The 25,077-nt window shown below is 66.5% G+C and carries 20 protein-coding genes; 9 read left to right on the top strand and 11 right to left on the bottom strand.

All coding sequences use genetic code 11. The annotated features are described in order from the left end of the window. Positions 1 to 2: 2 nt before the first annotated feature. Positions 3 to 473 (bottom strand): low molecular weight protein-tyrosine-phosphatase, encoded by a 471-nt coding sequence (locus tag VARPA_RS22605; protein WP_013542906.1) that lies wholly within the window; start codon positions 471 to 473, stop codon positions 3 to 5. Positions 474 to 867: 394 nt separating this feature from the next. Between VARPA_RS22605 and VARPA_RS22610 the strand changes: the two genes are divergently transcribed. From VARPA_RS22610 to VARPA_RS22620, 3 genes are all read left to right on the top strand, one after another. Continuing rightward, complete coding sequence (locus VARPA_RS22610) at positions 868 to 1,074, top strand: hypothetical protein (protein WP_013542907.1); 207 nt, start codon at positions 868 to 870, stop codon at positions 1,072 to 1,074. A 188-nt stretch (positions 1,075 to 1,262) separates the two neighbouring features. Beyond that, positions 1,263 to 4,028 (top strand): magnesium-translocating P-type ATPase, encoded by a 2,766-nt coding sequence (mgtA, locus tag VARPA_RS22615; RefSeq protein WP_013542908.1) that lies wholly within the window; start codon positions 1,263 to 1,265, stop codon positions 4,026 to 4,028. A 332-nt stretch (positions 4,029 to 4,360) separates the two neighbouring features. Further along, on the top strand, positions 4,361 to 5,077 hold the full coding sequence (locus tag VARPA_RS22620; RefSeq protein WP_013542909.1) for an MgtC/SapB family protein: 717 nt from the start codon (positions 4,361 to 4,363) through the stop codon (positions 5,075 to 5,077). Positions 5,078 to 5,192: 115 nt separating this feature from the next. Here the strand turns inward: VARPA_RS22620 and VARPA_RS22625 are convergent, their stop codons facing one another. From VARPA_RS22625 to xdhC, 4 genes are all read right to left on the bottom strand, one after another. Continuing rightward, positions 5,193 to 6,635: an NAD-dependent succinate-semialdehyde dehydrogenase gene (locus tag VARPA_RS22625; protein ID WP_013542910.1), complete on the bottom strand. Its 1,443-nt coding sequence runs from the start codon at positions 6,633 to 6,635 to the stop codon at positions 5,193 to 5,195. 181 nt (positions 6,636 to 6,816) lie between these two features. Next, positions 6,817 to 8,166, bottom strand: a complete 1,350-nt coding sequence (locus VARPA_RS22630; protein ID WP_013542911.1) for a glycerate kinase type-2 family protein — start codon at positions 8,164 to 8,166, stop codon at positions 6,817 to 6,819. A gap of 78 nt (positions 8,167 to 8,244) precedes the next feature. Beyond that, the gene (locus VARPA_RS22635; protein ID WP_013542912.1) at positions 8,245 to 9,450 is read right to left on the bottom strand and encodes a urate hydroxylase PuuD; all 1,206 of its coding nucleotides are present in this window, start codon (positions 9,448 to 9,450) and stop codon (positions 8,245 to 8,247) included. Positions 9,451 to 9,743: 293 nt separating this feature from the next. Next, positions 9,744 to 10,550, bottom strand: a complete 807-nt coding sequence (gene xdhC, locus VARPA_RS22640) for a xanthine dehydrogenase accessory protein XdhC (RefSeq protein WP_013542913.1) — start codon at positions 10,548 to 10,550, stop codon at positions 9,744 to 9,746. A gap of 118 nt (positions 10,551 to 10,668) precedes the next feature. On the opposite strand from xdhC, the gene VARPA_RS22645 reads away from it, so the two are divergent. After that, positions 10,669 to 11,166: a hypothetical protein gene (locus tag VARPA_RS22645; RefSeq protein ID WP_013542914.1), complete on the top strand. Its 498-nt coding sequence runs from the start codon at positions 10,669 to 10,671 to the stop codon at positions 11,164 to 11,166. A gap of 2 nt (positions 11,167 to 11,168) precedes the next feature. Here VARPA_RS22645 and uraH read toward each other — a convergent pair whose 3' ends face one another. Beyond that, the gene (gene uraH, locus VARPA_RS22650) at positions 11,169 to 11,519 is read right to left on the bottom strand and encodes a hydroxyisourate hydrolase (protein ID WP_013542915.1); all 351 of its coding nucleotides are present in this window, start codon (positions 11,517 to 11,519) and stop codon (positions 11,169 to 11,171) included. A 105-nt stretch (positions 11,520 to 11,624) separates the two neighbouring features. On the opposite strand from uraH, the gene VARPA_RS22655 reads away from it, so the two are divergent. The 5 genes from VARPA_RS22655 (at position 11,625) to VARPA_RS22675 (ending at position 18,167) form a co-directional block, all read left to right on the top strand. After that, a complete protein-coding gene (locus VARPA_RS22655; RefSeq protein ID WP_013542916.1) occupies positions 11,625 to 12,299 on the top strand; it encodes a GntR family transcriptional regulator in 675 nt (224 codons plus the stop codon). A 15-nt stretch (positions 12,300 to 12,314) separates the two neighbouring features. Further along, a complete protein-coding gene (gene puuE, locus VARPA_RS22660; RefSeq protein WP_013542917.1) occupies positions 12,315 to 13,289 on the top strand; it encodes an allantoinase PuuE in 975 nt (324 codons plus the stop codon). Positions 13,290 to 13,291: 2 nt separating this feature from the next. Further along, the gene (gene uraD / locus VARPA_RS22665; protein WP_013542918.1) at positions 13,292 to 15,070 is read left to right on the top strand and encodes a 2-oxo-4-hydroxy-4-carboxy-5-ureidoimidazoline decarboxylase; all 1,779 of its coding nucleotides are present in this window, start codon (positions 13,292 to 13,294) and stop codon (positions 15,068 to 15,070) included. A 17-nt stretch (positions 15,071 to 15,087) separates the two neighbouring features. Continuing rightward, entirely contained in the window at positions 15,088 to 16,314 is a 1,227-nt protein-coding gene (locus tag VARPA_RS22670) for a M20 family metallopeptidase (RefSeq protein WP_013542919.1), read from the top strand. 146 nt (positions 16,315 to 16,460) lie between these two features. Beyond that, positions 16,461 to 18,167, top strand: a complete 1,707-nt coding sequence (locus tag VARPA_RS22675; RefSeq protein ID WP_013542920.1) for an S-layer protein — start codon at positions 16,461 to 16,463, stop codon at positions 18,165 to 18,167. 63 nt (positions 18,168 to 18,230) lie between these two features. Here VARPA_RS22675 and VARPA_RS22680 read toward each other — a convergent pair whose 3' ends face one another. The 5 genes from VARPA_RS22680 to VARPA_RS22700 all read right to left on the bottom strand — a co-directional run bounded on the left by VARPA_RS22680 (position 18,231) and on the right by VARPA_RS22700 (position 24,488). Next, a complete protein-coding gene (locus VARPA_RS22680) occupies positions 18,231 to 19,121 on the bottom strand; it encodes a 2OG-Fe(II) oxygenase (protein ID WP_013542921.1) in 891 nt (296 codons plus the stop codon). A 13-nt stretch (positions 19,122 to 19,134) separates the two neighbouring features. Beyond that, complete coding sequence (locus VARPA_RS22685) at positions 19,135 to 19,806, bottom strand: hypothetical protein (RefSeq protein WP_013542922.1); 672 nt, start codon at positions 19,804 to 19,806, stop codon at positions 19,135 to 19,137. Between the two features lie 44 nt (positions 19,807 to 19,850). Then, a complete protein-coding gene (locus VARPA_RS22690; protein ID WP_013542923.1) occupies positions 19,851 to 20,414 on the bottom strand; it encodes a hypothetical protein in 564 nt (187 codons plus the stop codon). A 107-nt stretch (positions 20,415 to 20,521) separates the two neighbouring features. Next, entirely contained in the window at positions 20,522 to 21,928 is a 1,407-nt protein-coding gene (locus tag VARPA_RS22695) for a cytochrome-c peroxidase (RefSeq protein ID WP_013542924.1), read from the bottom strand. 109 nt (positions 21,929 to 22,037) lie between these two features. Continuing rightward, positions 22,038 to 24,488, bottom strand: coding sequence for an alkaline phosphatase family protein (locus VARPA_RS22700; RefSeq protein WP_013542925.1), 2,451 nt, complete (start codon positions 24,486 to 24,488; stop codon positions 22,038 to 22,040). Positions 24,489 to 25,077 lie beyond the last annotated feature (589 nt).

Raw genomic sequence — 25,077 nt, forward strand, 5'->3', positions numbered from 1 at the left:
GCTCAGCGGGTCTTGGCCTGGAGCTTCGCGAGCAGGCCGTCGACGCCGCGATCGATCAGGTCGAAGGCTTCGACGAAGGCCTGCCGGCCGCCGTACCAGGGGTCGGGCACATCGCCTTCGTCGTCCTCGGAGAACTCCGTGAGAAGGTGCACCTTGTGAGCGGTGCCCGCAGGTGCGAGACGTCGCAGCGCGGCGCAATGCTGCGCCGTCATGCCGACGATCCAGTCGAAGCGCTCGAAGTCGCTGTTACGAACCTGGCGCGCGCAATGCGCGTGCATCTCGATGCCGCGCCGGCGCGCCTCGGCAACCGAGCGCGGATCGGGCGGGTTGCCGCGCTCCTCGTCGGAGATCGCTGCGCTGTCGACGTCGACCGGCACGCCTGCGAGGCGGGCCTTGTGCAACAGGAGCGCGTGCGCGGTGGGAGACCTGCAGATATTGCCGGTACAGATGAACAGAACAGCGGGTTGGATCATCGAATTGAAAGCCTGTTGAAAGGTTGGAACGCAGGCCGAGGCGAAATCGCAACAGCGAGGCGATAACGACCCTGCTGGCATTGCAGGACAAGCCCAAAAAGGTTGACGCTCATTGTGACGCGGTGCAACAATCCTGCATCTTTACTTCGGAGCCCCGTGCGTGGACAGTGCCAGTTGGATCAGTGACAAGAAGACGCGTGCCTCGGCAGGCGTGACACATCCGGCCCTCTAGCGCAGGCTCTCTCGCGCTGTGGCCGCCGTGCACGCAGCGTGACCCGTTCGCCAATCAGGCCAGCGGTTCTCCCCTCCCGAAATCCGTCGTTCTCCGTCACTGACTTGTTCAGTCAGCTTGCGTGTCCGTGCGCGAGGCCCTTCCACACGAAGGAGCCTTGTCATGCGTCAATTTCAAACCCGTCAGCAGCAGCATCAGCAGCCGATGCAGGAACCCGTTCGCCCGTCGGCGCACGTGCCTGCGCGCGCGGTGACGGCGCAGGACGTCGAGAACGAAACGCTGGACCGGGCCGCCGCGCTCTGGACCACGCGGCGCATCCGCAGCTTCTTCCTGCTGCTCGATCAGCCACTGCGCGCAGCGCAGCGCTGAAACCCCGCAGCACACACGAAGGAGGCCTTCCATGGACCCAGCCCCTCATCGGCGCCCTGCGCGCCCCACCGGTTCCTGTCGATCGCAACAACAGCGCAGCGCGCCGTGCTGCGGAGAGACTCGCACGTCTGATTGATTGACGCGTGGGCGTTCTTCTCCTGCCCGGCCCGCGCCGCGAGGAGAAAAAAATGAAGAACGTCCTCAAGTCCTTTTTCGAGAGCTTCCTGCGCAGCCGCCACATGCTGCATCACTTCGAGCGCTGGCAGACGCTGCTGGGCTCCAAGCCGGTCGGTGTGATCTCGGTTGCGATGCCGCCCGACATCGCGAAGGCGCTGGCCACCGCATCGCGCACCGACGCCGGCGAGATGCTCGTCATGCTCGACAGCTCGCCGCGCGGGCTGAGCGAAGGCCACGCGCAGGTGCTGCGCAAGCGCCTGGGCAGCAACGAGGTTCGCCACGAGCAGCCGCTGCCGTGGTGGACGCACCTGTGGCAGTGCTACCGCAACCCCTTCAACCTGCTGCTCACGGTACTGGCGCTGATCTCGTACGTGACCGAGGACATGAAGGCCGCGCTGGTCATCAGCAGCATGGTCGTGCTCTCGACGGTGCTGCGCTTCCTGCAGGAGTCGCGCTCCAACAAGGCCGCCGACCGGCTCAAGGCGATGGTGAGCAACACGGCCACGGTGCTGCGGCCCGCGCCGGGTCGCAAGGCAGGCGCCGCGGGCGACGAGGGCTTCGACGCCACGCACGCGGGCACGGTGCGCGTCGAGGTGCCGATGCGCGACCTCGTGCCGGGCGACGTGATCGCGCTCTCGGCCGGCGACATGATTCCGGCGGACTGCCGGCTGCTCACGGCCAAGGACCTCTTCATCAGCCAATCGGCGCTGACGGGCGAGGCGATGCCGGTCGAGAAATTCGCCATCGACCGCGGCGACCGCGAGGCCGGCGTGCTCGAGCGCGAGAACCTGCTCTTCATGGGCACCAACGTGATCAGCGGCACCGCCACGGCACTCATCGTTCACACCGGCGACCGCACCTTCTTCGGCGCCCTTGCGCAGCGCGTGACCGCCACCGACCGCGGCACCAGCGCCTTCCAGGCCGGCATCAACCGCGTGAGCTGGGTGCTGATCCGCTTCATGCTGGTGATGGCGCCGCTGGTGCTGGTGATCAACGGCGTGGCCAAGGGCGACTGGTGGGAAGCGGCGCTGTTCGCGCTGTCGATCGCGGTGGGCCTCACGCCCGAGATGCTGCCGATGATCGTGACCGCCACGCTCGCCAAGGGCGCGGTCGTGATGTCGCGCCAGAAGGTGATCGTCAAGCGACTCGAAGCGATTCACAACTTCGGCGCGATGGACGTGCTGTGCACCGACAAGACCGGCACGCTCACGCAGGACCGCATCGTGCTGGAGCGCCACACCAACGCATGGGGCGAGGGCTCCAACCACGTGCTGCAGCTCGCCTACCTGAACAGCTTTCACCAGACGGGCCTGAAGAACCTGCTCGACAAGGCGGTGCTGAACCACGCCGAGATGCAGCCCGAGACACGGCTGCAGACGGCCTACCGCAAGATCGACGAAGTGCCCTTCGACTTCTCGCGCCGCCGCATGTCGGTGGTGGTGGAGAACGGCGGCAGCGAGCACCTGCTGATCTGCAAGGGCGCGCTGGAAGAGATCCTGTCGGTGTGCACGTCGGTCGAGCGCGGCGCCGAGGTGTTGGCGCTGGATGCGGAGCTGCTCGCGCGCATCCACAGCGTCGCTTCGGAGCTGAACAAGCAGGGGCTGCGCGTGGTGGCGGTGGCCAGTCGCACGATGGCTGCCGATGCACGCAAGCCCGCGTACAGCGTGGCCGATGAATCGGGCCTCACGCTGCTGGGCTACGTGGCCTTTCTCGATCCGCCGAAGGAATCGACCGCACCCGCGCTGCGCGCGCTGGCCGAGCACGGCGTGGCGGTGAAGGTGCTGACGGGCGACAACGAACTGGTCACGCGCAAGGTCTGCGGCGACGTGGGCATCGAGGCCGGCCACATCGTGCTCGGCCGCGAGATCGAGGACCTGCGCGACGATGAACTGCGCGTGCTGGTCGAAAGGCACCAGGTGTTCGCCAAGCTCACGCCCGCGCACAAGGAGCGCATCGTTCACGCGCTGCATGCCAACGGGCACGTGGTGGGCTTCATGGGTGACGGCATCAACGACGCACCGGCACTGCGCGCGGCGGACATCGGCATCTCGGTGGACGGCGCGGTGGACGTGGCCAAGGAATCGGCCGACATCATCCTGCTGGAGAAGAGCCTGATGGTGCTGGAGCAGGGCGTGGTCGAGGGCCGCCGCACGTTCGCCAACATGCTCAAGTACATCAAGCTCACCGCGAGCTCGAACTTCGGCAACGTGTTCTCGGTGCTGGTGGCAAGCGCGTTCCTGCCTTTCCTGCCGATGCTGCCGCTCCATTTGCTGGTGCAGAACCTGCTGTACGACGTGTCGCAGATCGCGATTCCTTTCGACAACGTGGACGAGGAATTCCTCAAGTCGCCGCAGCAATGGAACCCGGCCGACCTCGGGCGCTTCATGGTGTTCTTCGGGCCACTGAGCTCGGTGTTCGACATCCTGACCTACACGGTGATGTGGTACGCGTTCTCGGCCAACACGGTGGAGCACCAGACGCTGTTCCAGTCGGGCTGGTTCATCGAGGGGCTGCTGTCGCAGACGCTCATCGTCCACCTGATCCGCACCCGCAAGATCCCGTTCCTGCAAAGCCACGCGGCCTGGCCGCTGCTGGCAATGGGTGCGGCAATCGCGGCTGTGGGCATCTGGCTGCCGATGGGGCCGCTCGCGCACTACTTCAAGTTGCAGGCGCTGCCGCTGGCTTACTTCCCGTGGCTTGTGGCGATGCTGGTGGGATATGCGGTGCTGACGCAGACCGTCAAGGGCTGGTATGCGCGGCGGTATGGGTGGCAGTGAGCATCAAGCGCCTTTGTTCAGGGCGAGTGCACAGGCCGCCGGGTACTCCCCTCCGCGAATGTCCCCCGCTTCGCTCCTCCTTTATTTCGCTGCGGGGAGCACCCGACGCCCTGCGCACTTGGGCACGCTGCTGGTGGATCGCTGATCGACCAGTGCTCTGAAAACGAGCACGCCGATGGGTGCCTTGCGCAGCGAAATCAAGGAGGAAGCGAAGCCGGGGGACATTCGCGGAGCAAGGTACCCCGTCGGCGGGATCGACGCCCTGAACAAAGCTACACGCAGATGACACCCAAGCCCCGCACACTGGCGCAACACATCGAAAGACACATCGGATGCAAGCCATTCAAAACTTCAACCTGCCCTCGCTGCTCGACACCTTCGTCAGCGTGGCGGTCGCCTTCACGCTCGGCTCGCTGATCGGCCTGGAGCGCCAGATACGGCAGCGCGCAGCGGGCCTGCGCACCAACACGCTCGTGGCGGTGGGCGCTGCTGTGTTCGTGGACATGGCGAACCGGCTGCATGGCCACGATGGGGCCGTGCATGTGGCGGCCTACGTGGTCTCCGGCATCGGCTTCCTGGGCGCGGGCGCGATCATGAAAGAAGGCACCAACATCACGGGCCTGAACACGGCGGCTACGCTGTGGGGATCGGCGGCGGTGGGCGCCTGCGCGGGCGCGGACCTGATCGGCGAAGCGATGATTGCCGCGATGTTCGTGCTGGCGAGCAACACGCTGCTGCTGCCGGTGGTGAACCGCATCAACCGCCGGCCGATCAATGAAGAATCGAGCGAGGCGACCTACACGGTGCGGGTGATCTGCTCGCGCGCAGCACGGCCCGAGGTGATGGACCAGCTGCTGCTTTTGCTCGAAGCCGCGAACTACCCGGTGCGCGATGTCGACCAGCACGCCTTCGGGCCGGCCGACACGGAGATCGAAGCGACGCTGTATGCCACCGCGGTCGAGCCGTTGGAGCTCGACCAGGTGATCACGGAACTCGAAGCGCTGAATGGCGTCCAGCAAGCCTTCTGGAACGCCAGCGCCGACGATTGATACGGTACGGCGTCGACCCAAGAGCCGTTCGGGCTGAGCCTGTCGAAGCCTCGCGCGGCGCTTCGACAAGCTCAGCGTGAACGGTTTTGTCTTTTCGAACGCAGCTTGGTACGAGTTAAACGCCGAGGATCGACACGGCCTTGGTGTTCAGGTAAGCCTCGAGCGCCTCGGGGCCGCCTTCCGAACCGTAGCCCGAATCCTTCACGCCGCCGAACGGCATTTCCGGCGACGGGGTGGCGGGCTGGTTGATCCACAGCATGCCGAGTTCGAGCTTCTGGCTCAGCAGGTGGGCGCTCTTGATCGACTTGGTGAAGGCGTAGCCGGCCAGGCCGAATGGCAGGCGGTTGGCTTCGGCGATCGCTTCTTCGAGCGTGTCGAAGCCACGGATCGCGGCGATGGGGCCGAAGGGCTCGTTGTTGAACACGTCGGCGTCCAGCGGCACGTCGGTCAGCACGGTGGGCGCGAAAAAGTTGCCCGAGTCGCCGACGCGTTCGCCGCCGGCCGCCACTGTGGCGCCCTTCTTGCGCGCGTCTTCCAGCACGTAGGCCATCGCGGTGAGGCGGCGTGCGTTGGCCAGCGGGCCGATGGTGGTGCCTTCGGCGAGGCCGTCGCCGAGCTTCAGGCCTTCGGTGTACTTGACCAGCGTGCGGGCGAACTCTTCGCGCAGGCTGTTGTGCACCAGGAAGCGGGTCGGCGAAATGCAGACCTGGCCGGCATTGCGGAACTTGGCGGCGCCGGCGGCCTTGACGGCCAGGGCAACGTCGGCGTCTTCGGCCACGATCACCGGGGCGTGGCCGCCCAGCTCCATCGTGACGCGCTTCATGTGCGAGCCGGCCAGCGCGGCCAGCTGCTTGCCGACCGGGGTCGAGCCGGTGAAGGTGACCTTGCGGATGATCGGGTGGGCAATGAGGTAGTTCGAGATTTCAGCGGGGTTGCCGAACACGAGGCCGACGGTGCCGGGCGGAATGCCTGCGTCGACGAAAGCCTGCAGCAGCGCGGCGGGGGACGCCGGGGTTTCTTCGGGCGCCTTCACCAGGAACGAGCAGCCGGTGGCCAGCGCTGCGCCGAGCTTGCGCACGATCTGGTTGATCGGGAAGTTCCACGGCGTGAACGCTGCGACGGGGCCGAGCGGCTCCTTGAGCACGAGCTGCTGCGCGGCCAGGTTCCGCGAGGGCACGATGCGGCCGTAGACGCGGCGGCCTTCGTCGGCGAACCATTCGATGATGTCGGCGGCGGCCAGGGTCTCGCCCTTGGCTTCGGCGAGCGGCTTGCCCTGCTCTTGCGTCAGCAGCTTGGCGATGTCGCCGGCGCGTTCGCGGATGAGGCCGGCTGCGCGGCGCATGACGGCGGCGCGCTCGTTGGCGGGGGTGTTGCGCCATTTGTCGAAGCCGCGCTGGGCGGCGGCCAGGGCGCGGTCCAGGTCGGCGATGCTGGCATGCGCCACCTTGCCGATGACTTTGCCGGTGGCGGGGTTCACGACGTCCAGCGTCTTGCCGCCGGTGGCGTCGACCCATTCGTTGTCGATCAGCAGGCGGGTGTCGGTGTAGGTGGCGGTCATGACGAGCTTTTCCTTCGAGGACTGGATGATGAAAAGGGGAAATCTGGGTGCGCGGCGCGGCACCTTCGGGAGGTGCGCATGCGACAACGGCGGCGAATTGCCGCCGGGTGCGTAGATTAACCCGAGTTCACAGTCTTCGCCGGGGCCCGGAAATCGCCCTCTGTTGCCCCGCTCCGCCCCTTTACAGGATCAAAAGCGCGCGGAAATCGTTGACGTTGGTGTTCGTCGGCCCCGTCACGAACAGGTCGCCTATGGCGTCGAAATAGCCGTAGGCGTCGTTGCGGTCGAGGTGGTCCGACAGCTTTTTGCCCGCCGCCGTGGCGCGCGCCAGGGTGTCGGGCGTGACGAAGGCGCCGGCGTTGTCTTCCACGCCGTCGATGCCGTCGGTGTCGGCGGCCAGCGCCCACACGTCCGGCACGCCCATGAGCGCACCGGCCAGCCCCATGCAGAACTCGCCCGCCCGCCCGCCCCGGCCCTTGGCCTGGCCCGGCTGGCGGGGACGGATCGTGACCGTGGTCTCGCCGCCCGAAAGAATGACGCAGGGCCGCGCGAACGGCTGGCCGCGTTGGGCCGCGGCGCGTGCCAGTGCGGCATGCACCTTGCCGACTTCGCGCGATTCGCCTTCGATCTCGTCGCTGAGGATGTGCGCCTCGATGCCGGCCTCGCGCGCCGCCTGGGCCGCCGCTTCGAGCGACTGCTGGGGCGTGGCGATCATGTGGGTCTCGTGGCCGGCGAAGGCCTTGTCGTTCGGCTTGGGCGTTTCGAGTTCGCCGCTTTGCAGTTGCGCCCGCACGGGTGCGGGCACTTCGATGCCGTAGCGGTCGAGGATGGCGAGCGCCTCGGCGCACGTCGTCGCATCGGGCACCGTGGGGCCGCTCGCGATGACGGCCGGGTCGTCGCCCGGCACGTCGCTGATGGTGAGCGTCACGACGCGCGCCGGCGCGCAGGCCGCCGCGAGCCGGCCGCCCTTGATGCGCGACAAATGCTTGCGCACGCAGTTCATCTCGCCGATGTGCGCGCCGCTGTCGAGCAGTTGCTTGTTGATGCGCTGCTTGTCGGCCAGCGTGAGGCCTTCGGCGGGCAGCACCAGCAGCGACGAGCCGCCGCCCGAAATCAGGCACAGCACGAGGTCGTCGGCCGTGAGCCCCTGCGTGAGCGCGAGGATGCGCTCGGCCGCTTGCTGCCCGGCCGCGTCGGGCACGGGGTGTGCGGCCTCGACGAGTTCGATGCGCTGCGGCACGCCTTCGGGGCGCGGCGGAATGTGGTCGTAGCGCGTGACGACGAGGCCCGAGAGGGGCGCATCCGCCGGCCACAGGGCTTCGAGCGCCTGCACCATCGAGCCGCCCGCCTTGCCGGCGCCCAGCACCACGGTGCGGCCTTTCTTCGGGTCCGGCGGCTTGGGCAGGTGGGCGCCCAGCGTGGACAGCGGCAGCGCGCGGTCCACCGCCACGCGGTACAGGTGTTCGAGGAAGGCGCGGGGTGCTTCGCGCGGATCGGGCGCGGGCCCGAAGGACGGGGTCGATGCGGTCATGGCTTGCTTTGTCTCCATCCGGCAATTGTGCGGGGAGCGGTGGGCCCGCTCTCTTGACCGCGGTCTATCCGATTCGTCTTAGTTCGTCTTTGCGCCCGCCTGGAACCAGCGGCTGATCAATGCGCGTTCTTCGTCGGTGATGCCGGTTGCGTTGTTCATCGGCATGATCTTCGTGACCACCACCTGCTGGTAGATCGCCTGCGCATGCGCCGTCACCTGCTCGGGCGAATCGACCCGTACGTTCTTCATCTGCACGGCCGCGCCGTGGCACATGAAGCAGCGTTGCTCCAGCACCTTCTGCACGTCGGCATACGCGACCGCGGGCGCCGCTGCGGCAGCCACGGGAGCGGCGGCCGGCTCCGGCTTCATCCAGACGATCGTGAGGCCCAGCACCACGATGCCGACCAGCGCATACGGCAGCGGGTTGCCCGCGTTGCCGAGCTTGAAGCGGTGGCGCACCACGAAGAACTGCCGGATGGCCGCGCCGCCGAGCATGATGAGCAGCAGAACGATCCAGTTGTACTTGTGCGTGTAGGTGAAGCTGTAGTGGTTGCTCAGCATCGCGAACAGCACCGGCAGCGTGAAGTAGGTGTTGTGCACGCTGCGCTGCTTGCCGCGCTGGCCGTGCACCGGATCGACCGGCTTGCCTTCGCGCAGCGCCGCCACGTTCTTGCGTTGGCCGGGGATGATCCAGAAGAACACGTTGCCGCTCATCGTGGTGGCCATCATGGCGCCCACGAGCAGGAAGGCCGCGCGGCCCGCGAACCACTGGCAGGCCAGCCAGGTCGCGAAGACGATGAAGATCGCGATCAGCACGCCGACGATGGTGTCGCCGTTCTTGCGGCGGCCGAAGATCTGGCAGATGCCGTCGTAGACCATCCAGAACACGACGAAGAAAGCCAGCGCAACGGCGATGGCGGCGCCGGGCTGCCAGTCCATCTTCGACTTGTCGATGAGGTAGGTGCTGGCGTTCCACAGGTACGACATGGTGAAGAGCGTGAACCCGGTGATCCAGGTGGAGTAGCTCTCCCAGTACGACCAGTGCAGGTGGTCCGGCAGCTTCCTGGGCGCCAGCGCGTACTTCTGCATGTTGTAGAAGCCGCCGCCGTGCACGGCCCACTGCTCGCCGCCCACGCCCTTGTCGAGCGACTCGGGGTCCTGCGGCTTCTCGAGGCTGTTGTCCAGCATCACGAAGTAGAAGGAGGCGCCGATCCAGGCGATGGCGGTAATGACGTGGACCCAGCGCAGCAGCAGGTTGGCCCAGTCGAGGTAGTAGCTTTCCATTGGGTGCTCTCTCAACCCGGTCGGCGCGTGAGGACGCCGAGACGGGGTTTCAGCCTGCTCACCACTGCGGGCGCTGTAAGCAGAGAAAGTGCCGCGAACGCAGGCTCCATGAAATGGGCCTCGCTCCGCTGCGGCTTGTTGTGGACCGAAAGTGTATACAGTTTTGGCAAAGGGCGGGGTGCTTTTTTATGCGAGACCGACGACGGCCGTTCGGGCTGAGCTTGTCGAAGCCGTGCGCGGCGCTTCGACAGGCTCAGCGTGAACGGCTCCGTCATTCCCGAGCGTCCCGCACATCAGCCCAACGATTGCAACAACTGTGCCGCCACCGCGACCGCGATCACCTCGGGCTCCTTGCCGGTGATGCCGGGCACGCCGATCGGGCAGGTGATGCGGGCCAGTTCGTCGGCCGTGAAGCCGCGCGCTTCGAGCCGGTGGCTGAAGGTGGCCCACTTGGTCTTGCTGCCGATGAGGCCGATGTAGGGCAGGTCGTTGCGTGTGCGCAGGCGCTTGAGGCACGCGATGACGATGTCGAGGTCTTCGGCATGGCTGAAGCTCATGATGAGCACGCGGCTGCCCGGGGCGAGCGCGGCGACGGCGTCCTGCACCGGCTCGGAATGCTCGGTGTCGATCTGCGCGGGGAGTTCGTCGGGGAAAACGCCGTCGCGGCTGTCGATCCAGCGCACTGAAAACGGCAGCGCGGCAAGCAGCCGTGCGAGTGCGGCGCCCACGTGGCCGCCGCCGAACAGCGCGACGGGCTTGAGCTGCGCGACCAGCTCGCGCTGCAATGCAGGTGCGTCGGCTGCACTGATGCGCTGGTACGACAGGAACATCACGCCGCCGCAGCACTGCCCCAGGCTGGGGCCGAGCGGATAGCGCTGGATGCCGTCGATGGCGCGCTTGCCCGCGAGCAGTTCGCGCGCTTCCTGCGTGGCCTGGAACTCGAGCTGCCCGCCGCCGATGGTGGCCGTGAGCGCATCGGCCCACACCGCCATCCAGGTGCCGGCCTCGCGCGGCGCCGAGCCCTGCGTGGACTCGACGCGCACCAGCACCGCGTCTTCGGTGCGAAGACGTGCCAGCAATTGATCGACCGCACCGCTCATTGGAATACCTCCGTGCTTCGCACCGCGGTGCGAGCTTGCTTGGGGCGGCCCGGCGCACCGCTCATTGCCGATACCTTCGGTTGCCGGGCCTGCAAGGACTCACGGTATAAACCCGGCGATGAATGTCCAGCTTACGCCGCGCCGCCTTGCACTGGCTGCATCCGTTCTTTCGTGCGCCTTCTGGCTCGCCGGCTGCGGAAGCCCCGGGGCGGTTCCCGGCCAATTGAGCAGCGCCAAAGGCGGTGCGTCCGGCGCCGTGCCGCGCGCATCGAATGCGGCCACCGCGCGCGACTACCGCCGAGATGCGGCGCGCCACGTGTACGACCTCAACCGGTCGCGCATCTACAGCGGGCAACTGCCGCCCATCCTCTATGCCGTCGGCACCTTGCAGGTGAACCTCGATACGGGCGGCAAGGTCGTCTCGATGCACTGGCTGCGCGCGCCGCAGCATGCGCCCGAGGTCATTGCCGAGATCGAACGCGCCGTGCTGCAAGCCGCGCCCTTCCCTGCCGCCACGCGGCTCGGCGCGGTGACGTGGACGGACACCTGGCTCTGGGACAAGAGCGGCCGATTCCAGCTCGACACGCTCACCGAAGGTCAGCAACAAGGCGACTGACCTCAGGAGCCGCGGTACGTGGAGTAGCTCCACGGGCTGACCAAGAGCGGCACGTGGTAGTGCTGGTCGGTGTGCGCCACGCCGAAATCCAGCGACACCTTGTTGAGGAAATTCGGCTCGGGCAGCTTCACGCCGCGCGCCTTGAAGTAACCCGCCACGTCGAACACCAGCCGGTAGGTGCCGACCTTGATCGAGTGGTTGTCGTAGAGCGGACCGTCGCTGCGGCCGTCCGAATTCAGCGTGAAGCGCTTCACCAGCATCGCGGCATCGCCGTCGGTGGTGTACAGCGCCACGTCCATGCCGGCCGCGGGGCCGCCGTGCATCGTGTCCAGTACGTGAGTGCTCAAGCCCATGGGGCGCTCCTTCAAAGATCGAGAAAGATCGAGCGAGGGGCTCGAATCGGGTGCGGGAAATTCCGGTGGACAAAAGTGTATACAGTTACCGGCTTTGGGTCTATCATGAAAAACATGGAGTCCTCCACCACCCGTTCGATCGTCGATGCCCTCACGAAGGCCATCGTCGAGCATCGCCTGCAGCCCGGCACCAAGCTCGCCGAGCAGAAACTGGCCGATCATTTCGGTGTCTCGCGCACGCTGGTGCGGCAGGCGCTGTTCCAGCTCTCGCAGAACAAGCTGATCCGCCTCGAACCGGCGCGCGGCGCCTTCGTGGCCGCACCGGCCGTCGACGAGGCCAAGCAGGTGTTCGCCGTGCGCCGCATGCTCGAAGCCGAGATGACGCGCGAGTTCGTGCGCACCGTCACGCCCGCGAAGATCAAGGCGCTGAAGGAACACGTCGCGCTCGAGAAATCCGCCGTGTCGGGCGAAGACATTTCGGGCCGCACCGAACTGCTCGGCGACTTCCATGTGCGCATGGCCGAGCTCATGGGCAACCAGGTGCTGGCGCAGATCCTCGGCGAGCTGATCTCGCGCTGCGCCCTCATCACGCTCATGTACCAGAGCGCGAGCGCGGCGGAGCACTCCAACGACGAGCACGCCGATATCGTGAAGGCGCTGGCCGCCCGCGACGAAGAGCGCGCCGTGCGCCTCATGACCGAACACCTGGAACACGTCGAGGCCAACCTGACCTTCGACCGCAAGGTTCCGACCAACGACATCGCTCTCGCACTGTCCTGAAAAGCCCTTGACCTCATGACCGTCTACGACACCACCCTGCCCTACCCGCGCGACCTCGTCGGCTACGGCCGCAACCCGCCGCATGCCCAGTGGCCGGGCGGCGCGCGCATCGCGGTGCAGTTCGTCCTCAACTACGAAGAGGGCGGCGAAAACGCCACGCTGCACGGCGACGCGGGCTCCGAGCAGTTCCTCTCCGAGATGTTCAATCCGGCCAGCTTTCCGGACCGCCACATCAGCATGGAAGGCATCTACGAATACGGCTCGCGCGCGGGCGTCTGGCGCATCCTGCGCGAGTTCGAAAAGCGCGGCCTGCCGCTCACCGTGTTCGGCGTGGGCATGGCGCTGGAGCGCTACCCCGAGCTCACCTCCGCCTTCAAAGAACTGGGCCACGAAATCGCCTGCCACGGCTGGCGCTGGATCCACTACCAGAACCTCGACGAAGCCACCGAGCGCGAGCACATGCGCCTGGGCATGGAGGCCATCGAAAAGCTCACCGGCGAGCGCGCCCTCGGCTGGTACACCGGCCGCGACAGCCCGCGCACCCGGCGCCTCGTGGCCGATTACGGCGGCTTCGAATACGACAGCGACTACTACGGCGACGACCTCCCCTTCTGGATGAAGGTGCAGAAGACCGACGGCACCGTCGTTCCGCAGCTCATCGTGCCCTACACGCTCGACGTGAACGACATGCGCTTCGCGCTGCCGCAGGGCTACTCGCACGCCGACCCGTTCTTCAAGTACATGAAGGACACCTTCGATGCGCTCTACGCGGAAGGCGATGCGAACGGCGACAACAGCCCCAAGATGATGAGCATCGGCATGCACTGCCGCCTGCTCGGGCGGCCCGGCCGCATCACCGCGCTGCAGCGCTTTCTCGACCACATCGCGCAGCACGACCGCGTGTGGGTCTGCCGGCGCGTGGACATCGCGCGGCACTGGAAGCAAACGCATCCCTACACATCGGACACATCGGCCGTCACAGGAAGCTGACCATGAGCCTCACCATCGCCCAACTCAACGCGGCCGTGCCCGCCGAAGCCGTCGCCCTGCTCGACGGCATCTACGAGCACTCGCCCTGGATCGCGCAACGCGCGCTGCCCGCCCGCCCCTTCCGTTCGCTCGCGCACCTGAAGCACGCGCTGGTGAAAGCACTGGCCGCATCGTCTACCGATGAACAGATCGGCTTGATCCGCGCCCACCCCGAGCTCGCGGGCAAGGCCATGGTGAGCAAGACGCTCACCGCCGAATCGACCAACGAGCAGAGCAAGGCCGGCCTCACCGACTGCACGCCCGAAGAGTTCGCCAAGATCCAGAAGCTCAACGCCGACTACAACGCGAAGTTCGGCTTCCCGTTCATCCTCGCGGTGCGCGGCCCGCGCGGCACCGGCCTCGCCAAGCGCGAGATCATCGACACCTTCGAGCGGCGTCTTTTCAACCATCCTGAATTCGAACTCGGCGAAGCGCTGCGCAACATCCACCGCATCGCCGAGATTCGCCTCGATGACAAGTTCGCCGCCGACATCACGCTCGGCAACGACGTGTGGGACTGGCAGGAACAGCTCTCGGTGCACACCGACCCCGGCTATGCCGAGAAGGGTCAGCTCACCGTCACGTATCTGACCGACGCGCACCGCGCCTGCGCCGCGCAGATCAGCGCGCTGATGCGCGACGTGGGCTTCGACTCGGTGCACATCGATGCGGTCGGCAACGTGGTCGGCCGCTACGAAGGTGCAACGCCCGACGCGAAGACCCTGCTCACCGGCTCGCACTACGACACCGTGCGCAACGGCGGCAAGTACGACGGGCGCCTGGGCATCTTCGTGCCGATCGCCTGCGTGCGCGAACTCGCACGGCAAGGCAAGCGCCTGCCCTTCGCATTCGAAGTCGTCGGCTTCGCGGAAGAAGAAGGCCAGCGCTACAAGGCGACCTTCCTCGGGTCGGGCGCGCTCATCGGCCACTTCGATGCGCGCTGGCTCGACCAGAAGGACGCCGACGGCATCACCATGCGCGAGGCCATGCAGCACGCGGGCCTGAAGCCGGAAGACATTCCGAAGATCCAGCGCGACCCGGCGCGCTATCTCGGCTTTGTCGAGGTGCACATCGAACAGGGCCCGGTGCTCACCGAGCTCGACCTGCCGCTGGGCATCGTCACCGCCATCAACGGCGGCGTGCGCTTCGTGGGCGAAGTGATCGGCACGGCCAGCCACGCCGGCACGACGCCGATGGACCGCCGCCGCGATGCGGCCGCCGCGGTCGCCGAACTCATCCTCTACACCGAGCAGCGCGCCGCGAAAGACGGCGACTCGGTCGGCACCGTCGGCATGCTCGAAGTGCCCAGCGGCTCCATCAACGTGGTGCCGGGCCGCTGCAAGTTCAGCCTGGACATGCGCGCGCCGAACAACGCGCAGCGCGATGCGCTCACCGACGACGTGCTCGCCGAACTCAAGGCGATCTGCGAACGCCGCGGCGTGCGCTACGAGATCGAGGAAAGCATGCGCGCCTCCGCCGCGCCGAGCGCGCCCGACTGGCAGCAACGCTGGGAGAAGGCGGTCGATGCGCTGGGCATTCCGCTCTTCCGCATGCCCAGCGGCGCCGGCCACGACGCGATGAAGCTGCACGAGGTGATGCCCCAGGCCATGCTCTTCGTGCGCGGCATCAACTCGGGCATCAGCCACAACCCGCTCGAATCGAGCACCAACGACGACATTCAACTGGCCGTGCAAGCCTTCCAGCTTCTGCTCGACAACCTCGCGGCCGAACAAGCTCATTGACTTCCAGAAGAACACCCATGACCGACTACGCCAAGCTCGACGCCTGGATCGACGCCCACTTCGACGAGGAAGTGAAGTTCCTGCAGGAACTCGTGCGCGTGCCCACCGACACGCCTCCGGGCAACAACGCGCCGCACGCCGAGCGCACCGCCGAGCTGCTGAAGGACTTCGGCCTCGACGCCGAGAAGCACGCCGTGCCTGCGCAAGAGGTGAAGGACTACGGCCTCGAATCGATCACCAACCTGATCGTGCGCCGGAAGTACGGCTACGGCGGCCTGACGGTCGCGCTCAATGCCCACGGCGACGTGGTGCCTCCCGGCGAAGGCTGGACGCACGACCCCTACGGCGGCGAGATCGCCGACGGCAGCCTCTACGGCCGCGCCGCCGCGGTGAGCAAGAGCGACTTCGCGAGCTTCACCTTCGCGTTGCGCGCGCTCGAAGCGGTCGCCAAGCCGGCCAAGGGCGGCGTCGAGCTGCACTTCACCTACGACGAAGAATTCGGCGGCATCCTCGGCCCGGGCTGGCTGCTCGAGAAGGGCCTGACCAAGCCCGACCTGATGATCGCGGCCGGCTTCAGCTACGAAGTCGTCACCGCCCACAACGGCTGCCTGCAGATGGAAGTGACGGTGCACGGCAAGATGGCGCATGCCGCCATTCCGACCACCGGCGTCGATGCGCTTCAAGGCGCAGTGAAGATCCTGAACGCGCTCTACGCGCAGAACACGCTCTACCAGCAGGTGACGTCGAAGGTCGAGGGCATCACGCACCCGTACCTCAATGTCGGCCGCATCGAAGGCGGCACCAACACCAACGTCGTGCCCGGCAAGGTCATGTTCAAGCTCGACCGCCGCATGATCCCCGAAGAGAACCCGGTCGAGGTCGAGGCGACGATCCGCAAGGTGATCGCCGATGCGGCCGCCGAAAGCGCGGGCATCACGGTGGACATCAAGCGCCTGCTGCTGGCCAACTCGATGAAGCCGCTCGCGGGCAACAAGCCGCTGGTCGATGCGATCCAGAAGCACGGCGGCGAGCTGTTCGGCGAGCCGGTCAAGGCGATGGGCACGCCGCTCTACACCGACGTGCGCCTGTATGGCGAAGCCGGCATCCCCGGCGTGATCTACGGTGCCGGCCCGCGCACCGTGCTCGAGTCGCATGCCAAGCGCAGCGACGAGCGCGTGGTGCTCGAAGACCTGCGCCGCGCGACCAAGGTGATCGCGCGCACGCTGAGCGACCTGCTGGCCTGAGGGCGCCGAGCGTTCGCGCCAAGGGGGCTGCGCGAACTTTCATCGTCCTTTCATCGCGGCGTCATGCCGGACTTGCAGACTCGGGTTTCTCCATCGAACCCTGGAGCGACGGCCAGCCTTTGCTGGCCGTCGCCGTGTCTGCCGTCATGAAATCCCATCCTCTTTTCTCCCGCTCCCCCGCCGCCCGCTTCTCCACCTTCGCGCTCGCCGCGGCCGCGCTGACCGCTTGCGGCGGCGGCTCCGGCGGCGGCAACCCGTTCGCGGGGCTGCCCATCGTTCCGGCGGCGCCGGCGCCCGCACCGGCCCCTGCTGCATCGCCCCCTCCCGCGCCGCCGGCGCCGCCCTCGGAGCCCACCGGCCGCTGGACCGTCGGCGACCTGCATGTCCACACCATCCAGTCGGACGACACGCAGCAGATCTCCACGCTCGACCAGGTGCTCGCCAAGGCCTTCGACCGCTTCAGCCTCGACTGGGTTGCGATCTCCGACCACCTGCGCATTTCTTCCTACGACAACGACGGCAACAAGCTGGCCAAGCAGATTCCTTTTTCCGAAGGCATGGCGAAGTACCAGGTGCCGCGCATCAAGGCGCTGCAGGCCGGCGGCAAGTACGCCGACAAGACGATCTTCGCGTCCTTCGAATGGGACATGGCCACGCACGACCACGGCAACGTGGGCATCCTCACCGACAGCCCGATGTCCGATGCCGCGCTCAAGGCCGCGAACCAGTTCGAATACCTGTTCACCAACCGCGACCCCGCGCTGTTCCCGGCCGACGACGTGACGGCGTGGAACGCGAAGGACGCGCGCGCTTTCTCCACCCACGCCGACGTGCTCGCAGCCATCGCCTGGCTCAAGAAGAACTACCCCGACACGAGCTACCTGCAGATCAACCATCCCTCGCGCAACCCGGGCAAGTACACGGCCGCGCAACTGCGCGAGATGAACGACACCGCGCCGAACATCGTGTTCTCGCTCGAAGGCATGGTCGGCAACCAGATGGAGCCCGACCGTGGCGGCTACAACAGCGCCTACACGCCGGCCAACCTGCCCTCGCGCACCTATGGCGGCGTGGACTTCCTCGTCGCCAAACTCGGCGGCACCTGGGACGCGCTGCTGTCCGAAGGACGCCACATCTGGAACGTGGCGGATTCGGACTACCACTTCACCGTCTCGCAGGGCCAGTACAGCAGCGGCTACGCCCCGGGCGAATACGCGAAGAACCACCTCTGGGGCGACATCAAGGACCCGAAGTCGCTGCTCGCGGCCTTTCGCGCGGGCAAGCTCTTCGCTGTGAACGGCGGCCTGATCGACGCGCTCGACTTCAAGGTGCAGAGCGCCAAGGCCACGGGCGAGATGGGCGCCGAAGTGGCGGCCGTGCCGGGCGAAGACCTGAAGATCACCATCCGCTTCAAGAGCCCCGAACGAAACAACTACGAGTTCCAGCTGGGCAGCGGCGTGTTCGCCAACGTGAAGCCGGTGGTCGATCACGTCGACCTCATCGCAGGCGACGTGACCGGCCGCGAAACCCCGGGCACGCCGGGCTACGCGCGCGACACCAATCCATCGACCCGCGTGGTCAAGCGCTTCACGCGCAGCGACTGGAAGCTCGATGCCGACGGCTACTTCTCGGTGAGCTACACGGTCAAGGCCGGCAGCAACCAGTATTTCCGCCTGCGCGGCACCAACCTCGGCACCGACGTGCCCAACGAAACCGCGGGCGGCGAACCGCTGTTCGATGCGCAGACGAGCGGCGCGGACAACGTGGCGCGCTTCAACGCCATCAATGCACGCAACTACAGCGACCTGTGGTTCTACTCGAACCCTGTGTTCGTGAAGGTCGCGGCGCAGTAGTTTCTTGCCCGGCACGAAGCGCCATGCCCCTCGCCGGGGCATGGCGCTTCTTTCATGGCCGCTTCAACGCGCCGCCTCGTCGGCAGCCACGAAGCGGCGCTCGCGCATCCACTTCGTCATGACCCATTTGTCGCCCCGGGTCACCGGCGCGCTCGCGTGCAGGGAGCGCGCATCGACGCGGCCGTTGCCGTCGCAGTACTCGAAGTAGCAAGCGTTGCCGCGAATCGGCGACACCGCCAGGCCGAGTTGCGGAAAGACGGTCTGGCCGCCTTCCGGCGCGTCGTTCAGGTAAGTCACCAGCGTGCTCACGCGCTGGCCGCTTCGCGCAATGGATTCACGGTTGGCGGCGTTGGTGGGCGCCAGGTAGTCGTGGTGCGGTTCGCTGCCCGCGCCGGTGGGGTAGTACAGCAGATGCAGCCCTTCTCCGTTTTCCAGCGGGAGGTTCATCAGCGCTGAAAGGCGCCGGTCGAGGCGGGCGACCAGGTCGTTCTCGCAGAGGCGGAAGAACATGCCCCAGCTCGCGCGCTTGTCACTCACCACATCGCGGCCGCTCATGGGATCGACCAGCGTGGAAGGTGCAAGGCGCGGCTTTGCCATCTCGATGAGGGCCTTGCATTCGTGGGCGTCCACGACGTTGCCCAGCGCCGCAAAGACCGGGTCTTCGCCGCGCGAGTGCACGACGATCTCGCGGTCGGCCGCGAGGATTCGCGTGCCCGGCGCGAGCCGCGCCACGGGCCTGGACGGCGCCTCGTCCGGCAGTTCGATGGCGTCGGCCGGCATCGGCCCGCCGCGCTGCCGCGCGTCGAGGTAGGCCGCGACGATGCCTTGCGCGGCCCGCTCGTTCATGCCCTGCTTCCGCATCGTGGCCACCAGCGCCTGCGGCATCTGGCCGGCATTGAGGTTGTGCGTGAGCCAGCGGCCCAGGTCGGGCGAGAAACGGACGACGGTGCTCATGCGCGTTGCCGAATCAGACCGGCCCGGTCTGGGCGACCCAGCCCTTGTCGCCGCGCGTGAAGCCCTGGCGCAGTTGCAGCTTGCCGCCGGCTCCGTTGGCGATGCGCGCGACCATTGGGAACACGCGCTGCGCGTTCGCGTCCTGCATCCAGGGCGCGGTGTCGATCTGGTAGGTGTAGCTCACCACGGCCATCGGATGCTGCGCGTTGGAGGCATCGACCTTGACGTCGACGATCTGCTCGCGCTTGAGATGCGCCACGCAGAAATCGTTGGCCGGTTGTTTTTGCTGTCCGGCGCCCTGCGCTGCGGACGCATGCGGTCTGTAGAACTTGCGGCCCGCGTCGGTCAGCTCGAAGCGCTTGACCGCACCGTCGGGGTTCTCGCTGCTCTTCGGCACGGCGACGATGGTGCTGTGCACCAGGCCCAGTTGCTCCATCACCGGGAACTGGATCGCATGGCGGGCACCGGCGCCCGCCTCGGCTTCGGTCAGGTCGATCGGCCAGTCGGCCATCGCGAGGCAGATGTCGCCGCGCTGGGCCAGGTAGTCGTCCAGCGGCGCCGCGAGGTTCTCGGCAGTGGGTGCATTGGCATCGTGGCTGGTGCTGCATGCGGCCAGCGCAGCAACCAAGGCGATGCCCGCCAAGGTCTTGACGTAGCGGCTCGGGCGAATGGAACGGAAATTCATGCGAAGTCTTGTTGTGGTTTGACGGGGGCGTGTCGTGGATTCGGTCAATGCGCATCGAGCTCGTCGGCAACCCAGCCGCGCTGCGTCAGATGAACGCCCAGGCGCATCTGCATCGTTCCCTCGCGCTGGATGGCACGCGCCAGCAGCGGAAAAGCCTGCTGCGCCTCGGGCGTTGCCGCCCAGGGTTCGAGCGCGATGCGGTAGGTGAAGAGCAGCGAGGTCGCGGTGCGGCCATCGCGCGTTTGCGGCGGGTCCCAGCCGACGAGGCGGTCCAGGCTCAGCGTGGCCGCGCAGAAGTCGGCCGGGTGCGTGATGTTCTCGGTCGTGGTGCGGATCACCACGGGCACCTGCAGGTAGGACTTGCGGCCCGCATCGGTCAGCGCGTATTCGCGGGCCGGCACGGCCGCAGCCGTGTCCTTGGGGGTAACGGCAACGACATCCTTGCCTGTCACCAGCCCCAGCTTCTCGAGCACGGGCATCTGCTGTGCATCGGGTTCGCGCGATCCGGCCAGCACCTTGATCGGCCACTCGTACTTGGCGAGGCACACATGGCCGCGCTGCGCGAGGTAGTCGTTGGTCGTCGAGGTGAAGTTTTCCTGGTTCGGCATGCGTGCCGCTTCGTTGTCGCAGCCAGCGAGTGAGGCGAGCAAGACCGACATCACCAGCAGGGACACCGCACCGCCGATGCACCGAAGGACGGCGTTTGTATTCCTCTTCACTTCACGCACCTGCCGCTGGCCGATGGCGCGGACGAAGGCTGGTAGCCGTCGCTCAGCGTGCCCAGGAAGCAGACCAGGTCGGCGATCTGCTGCGGCGTCATGACCGGGGTGGAGCCGGCCGCGCGCGGCTTCGTGCCGCTGGCACGCGTCTTCTCGCCGCCCTCGCCGGTCCCCATCGGCACTTCCTCGTCGACGTTGCCTTGTTGCACTGGCGGCAGGTCGTTGTACTTGTCGACCGTCGCACCCGGCACGGCGGTGGGCTGCAGCGCCCAGACCGGATTGGCCTGCGGCTTGCCGGTGCCGTCGCCATGCGATGGATACCAGTACTCGGGATTGGTGTCCCGCGTGTTGTAGAAGTTGACGACCTGCTCCAGCGAATGCAGCACGCCGTTGTGAAAGAAGGCGCCGCGCGTCGCCGCGTTGCGCAGCACCGGCACCTTGAACATGCCGCAGTACGGATGGGCCTTGCCCGGGGCCGGCATGTAGTCGGTGCGGAAGGGGCCGCAGAGGCCCATGTCGAAATACGCCGGGTCGTCGTTCGCCGGAATCGGGTCCGGGTTGTTCGGTATCGACCGGTCGTTGCGCGGCGCGCCCAGGGCTTGATAAGTGAAGTCCGTCATCAGGCCGCTATTGCCGTTGAAGTTGGCGCCCGTGTAGTGGCAGCCCGAGCAGTTGGTGACGCCGGTGCTGTGGAACAGCACCTCGCCGCGCCGCTCGGCCGGCGTCAGCACGCCGCCGATCTTGTTGAAGACATAGAGGTCGTACTTGCTGCTGTACGGATGAAAGCTCAGGTCTTCGGTCTCCAGCGCCTGGATCGCGGTGCCCAGGGCGTCGAAGGCGGCATCGGTGTTGTCGAACACGTTGGCGCCGAAGGTTTGCTTGAAGAGGCCTGCATAAGCGCCGTTCTGCACCGCCTTCACGACCGCCTCCTTGGAGGGGTTGTTCATCTCGAGCGGGTTGAGCAGCGGCATCCCGGCCTGTGTCGCCAGCGTGGCCGCGCGACCATCCGCCATGAAGCCGCCACCCGGCGAGTTGGAGGTCACGCCGTCGGGGTTCGGCGCGTCTTCGCTGAAGGCCGGCGTCGATTCCTTGTAGCGCAGCGAAGGCACGGCGCGCGCGCCGGTCTGCTTGAGATCGGAGCCCAGCTGCACCGAGATGCTGTTCGGCGGACCGTAGGCGTATTGCGGGTCGTGGCAGCTCGCGCACGACATGTTTTTGCCGCTCGATAGGTTCTTGTCGAAGAAGGCCAACTGCCCGACCTGCGCCGGCATGCTCAGCACCTGTTTGCGCGGGGCGGGGGCTGTCGCCACCGCATTGCCGTTGCCGTTGCACGCCGTCAAAGCCAACAGCGCTACCGAGAGCGCCATGACGAGCGGGACCAACTTGTCCGTTGCCAGATTCATCAAAAGGGAAATCGCTTCAAGCTTGTGCCGCGGAGGGTGCGGAGGCGAGACGTCTCGCGCCTCGCCTCCGCACCCTCCGCGGCTTTTCTGTCGTCGGTCTTCGGTTGACTTACTTCGTCGCCCAGACGCTGGTCTGGCTCGCATCGGCGCCGACCTGCGGCGTGATCTGGCCTTGCACTTCGTTCGTGTCCGGGTTCCGCACGCCGACGATGTCGTTCGCGTACAGTTTCTGCTTGTAGTTGGCCGGGATCACGTAGGCGTGGTTGATCGGCCGCACCGAGTCGAAGTGCGTGTCCGCGCTGTTCTGGTACTCAGGCAGCGCCAGGATGTTGGCCGTGATGAACGCTTCCGAATACTTGGCGCGGTTCAGGTACGTCGCATCGACCGCCGGGTCGGCGATCTGGAACATGTCCTGCAGCGTGCGCAGGAACGAGAAGTGGCTGTAGGCATCGCTGTCCGCGACCTTCTTCTTCGCCGTGCCCACGTCCTGCTGGTTCGTGAGGATGCCGAAGATCGAATTGCCGTGGCCGAAATTGCCTCCGGCGTAGTTGGCCGGCGGTGCGGTGGCGACGGCCTTGCCGCTCGCGTCCACGGTCACCGGCGCGGCGCCGGAATTCGGGCCGCCCGCGTTCCAGCCGCAGCACGAGCCGTTGCTGCCGCCTTCGCCTTCGTCGAACATCACCACGATCGCCACGCGCTTGTGCGGGTTCTTCCACAGCGCCGAGTTCTGGATCGCCTTGACCGTCATGCCCAGGTAGATGTCGGCACGCTTGATGTTGGGGCCCTGGCCATCGTTGCCGCCCTGGCAGCTCGCGTCGCTGCCCACGCCGTGCATGTCGTCGCATTGGTCCGGCACGATGAAGTTGATGTTGCCCACATCGCCCGCGGCAAGGTCCTTGCTGAACTGGTCGTAGACCCAGCCGCCCGGCACCTTGTAGGCCGTGGTCTTGAGCCAGTCGGCTTCCTGGTACTGCGTGCCGAAGATGGTGCGGTTGGTGGCCGCGAACTCGGGCAGGTTGCGCGCGTCCTGGAAGGCGATCGACGGGCCGTGCTTGACCTTGTAGAGGCCGTTGACCACCGCGAAGTTGGACGTGCCGACGAGGGCGGGAATGGCCGAGCCGTCGAGGTTGGTCACGCCCTTCAGGCGGCTCGTGTCGTACGTGGCGACCACGTTGGCATCGGCGATGCTGTCGCCGCGCACATCTTGGCCGGGGTTCATCGATTCGCTGTAGGTGCGGATGGTGCGGCCCGTCCTGGACATCAGCGTGAACAGGTTGTCGCCGGGGACGTTGTGCACGGTGCCGTTGGTCGGCGTGTCGCTGCAGGTTGCGCCAGCGGTTCCGCTCCAGCCGGCGCGAGTGCCCGTCGGTGGGAGGTCTTTTTGGACGGGCAGGGGTTGGCCGTCGGAGGCCGTGCCGCCGGCGAATGCGACATCCGTGATCTTGTAGTCGCCGACAGCGCCGCAGCCGAACCAGTTGTCGTCGTGAATGCCGAAGTCGTCGCCGCCGCCCAGCGCGGTGTAGTTCGGCTCGGACGGATTGCCGGTCGAGTAGTACGTGCTCAGCTGGTTGTAGTTGTTCAGGATGTGGTTGATGTTCACGGCCCGCGGGTTGCCGACGATCGCATCGGTCGACTTGTTCTCTTCGATGATCACGAAGATGTTGTCGTAAGCCGGCACGCCTTCCACATCGAAGGCCGCCTGCTGCGCCTGGGCGAAGGTGATGGCCGCCTGCTTCTGCGTCGGCGCCGAGGGGGTGGCCTTGGTGCCGTCGGAGTTGGTGAGCGTCACGCCCGCGAGGCCCACGAGGCGGGGGTCGCCGCCCGCGATGGCCAGGTTGTCGGGGAACATGTCCTTGCGGTCGAGCTTGGCGGTCGCATAGGTGTAGCGGTTGGTCAGCTCGTTGTCTTGATACAGCGCCGCGTACTGGGTGGCGCCGCCCAGGGTGTTCACGTCCGCCAGCGGGTCGCTGAACTTCGCATCGCCGAGGTTGAAGGCCGGGCCGTTCATGCGTGCGGCGAGGTTGGCCTTTTCGGTCGCGTAGTCGCTGCCGTTGGCTTCCACCAGGCGCTGCGCTTCGCTCGAGAGCGGGCTGATGACGATCTTGTCCGTGCCCTGGTCGGCGATCTGGGCGGCCGAGGCGCGCAGGATCAGGTGCTTGACCACGACGGCACCGGTGGCGCTGTTCGTCGTGCCGGTGCCGATGTCGGCCACCAGCTGCCCGCTGGCGCTGGCGCTGGCGCTGGTCGTGAGCGTGAACTTGCCGCTGGCATCGGTCACGGTCGAGGTTTCGCCGCTGTCGAGCACGCCGTTCCCGTTGGCATCGACGAAGACCGTGGCCTTCTGGTAGTAGCCCGGCTTCAGCGTCGGGTTGCCGGTGGTGCTGCCCGGCACGTAGCCGCTGGCGGCGACGACGCCGCTGTAGGTGGTGCTGCTCGTGTTGGCTGGCGGAATGATCGGGAAGAAGCCGCTCCCTCCGTCGCTTCCGCCGCCGCAAGCGGCGAGCACGCAGGCCGCAACCGTCGTCAATGACGAGAGCAAAACTCTTTTCTGGAAAATCATCATATATAGGGGCTGTTGGTTATCGATGGTTTTGACCGGCCTGCATGAGGCATGCGGGCATCGTGCGTTTTGAGTACGAAACGCCACATCGAGGAGCAATGTAGAAATAGCGGGTGACATCCATGTGTCAAAAGAGGATTTGACTTTTTGCTAATTCCTGGCTAATTCAATGCATACGTTTGCGTCGCGTCAATTCGCTGCCACAGGTAGCCTGACCATGGGCTGACCTATTGATCGGAAAAGAATTGAGGCGCTGCTGCGGCGGGTCGGGCGCGAGGCTTGCGCGTTGGGGATGGCCGCCCTTCTATAGCTGACCGGCAGGCGTGGAGCGCCTTGCATTCGAATCCTCGGCATCGGGAACAATTCGAATAATCCGACAAATTCGGCTTATGCATTTCCCTCGGAAATTGATGCACGCAATTACTTGGTGCAATTCATTTACCTCAAGCGGAACGCTCCTCCCAACGACCGTCTGATGTGCGGCGCGGCAGCCAAGGGGGCCCGCCTTCGCTCCATATCATTGAGATCGGCAATTAATTTTTGCCAATAGCATTGCAATCAGCGGCCGCGCAAATTGCACGCGGGTCCG

The organism is Variovorax paradoxus EPS (assembly GCF_000184745.1).
Lineage (GTDB): Bacteria > Pseudomonadota > Gammaproteobacteria > Burkholderiales > Burkholderiaceae_C > Variovorax > Variovorax paradoxus_C.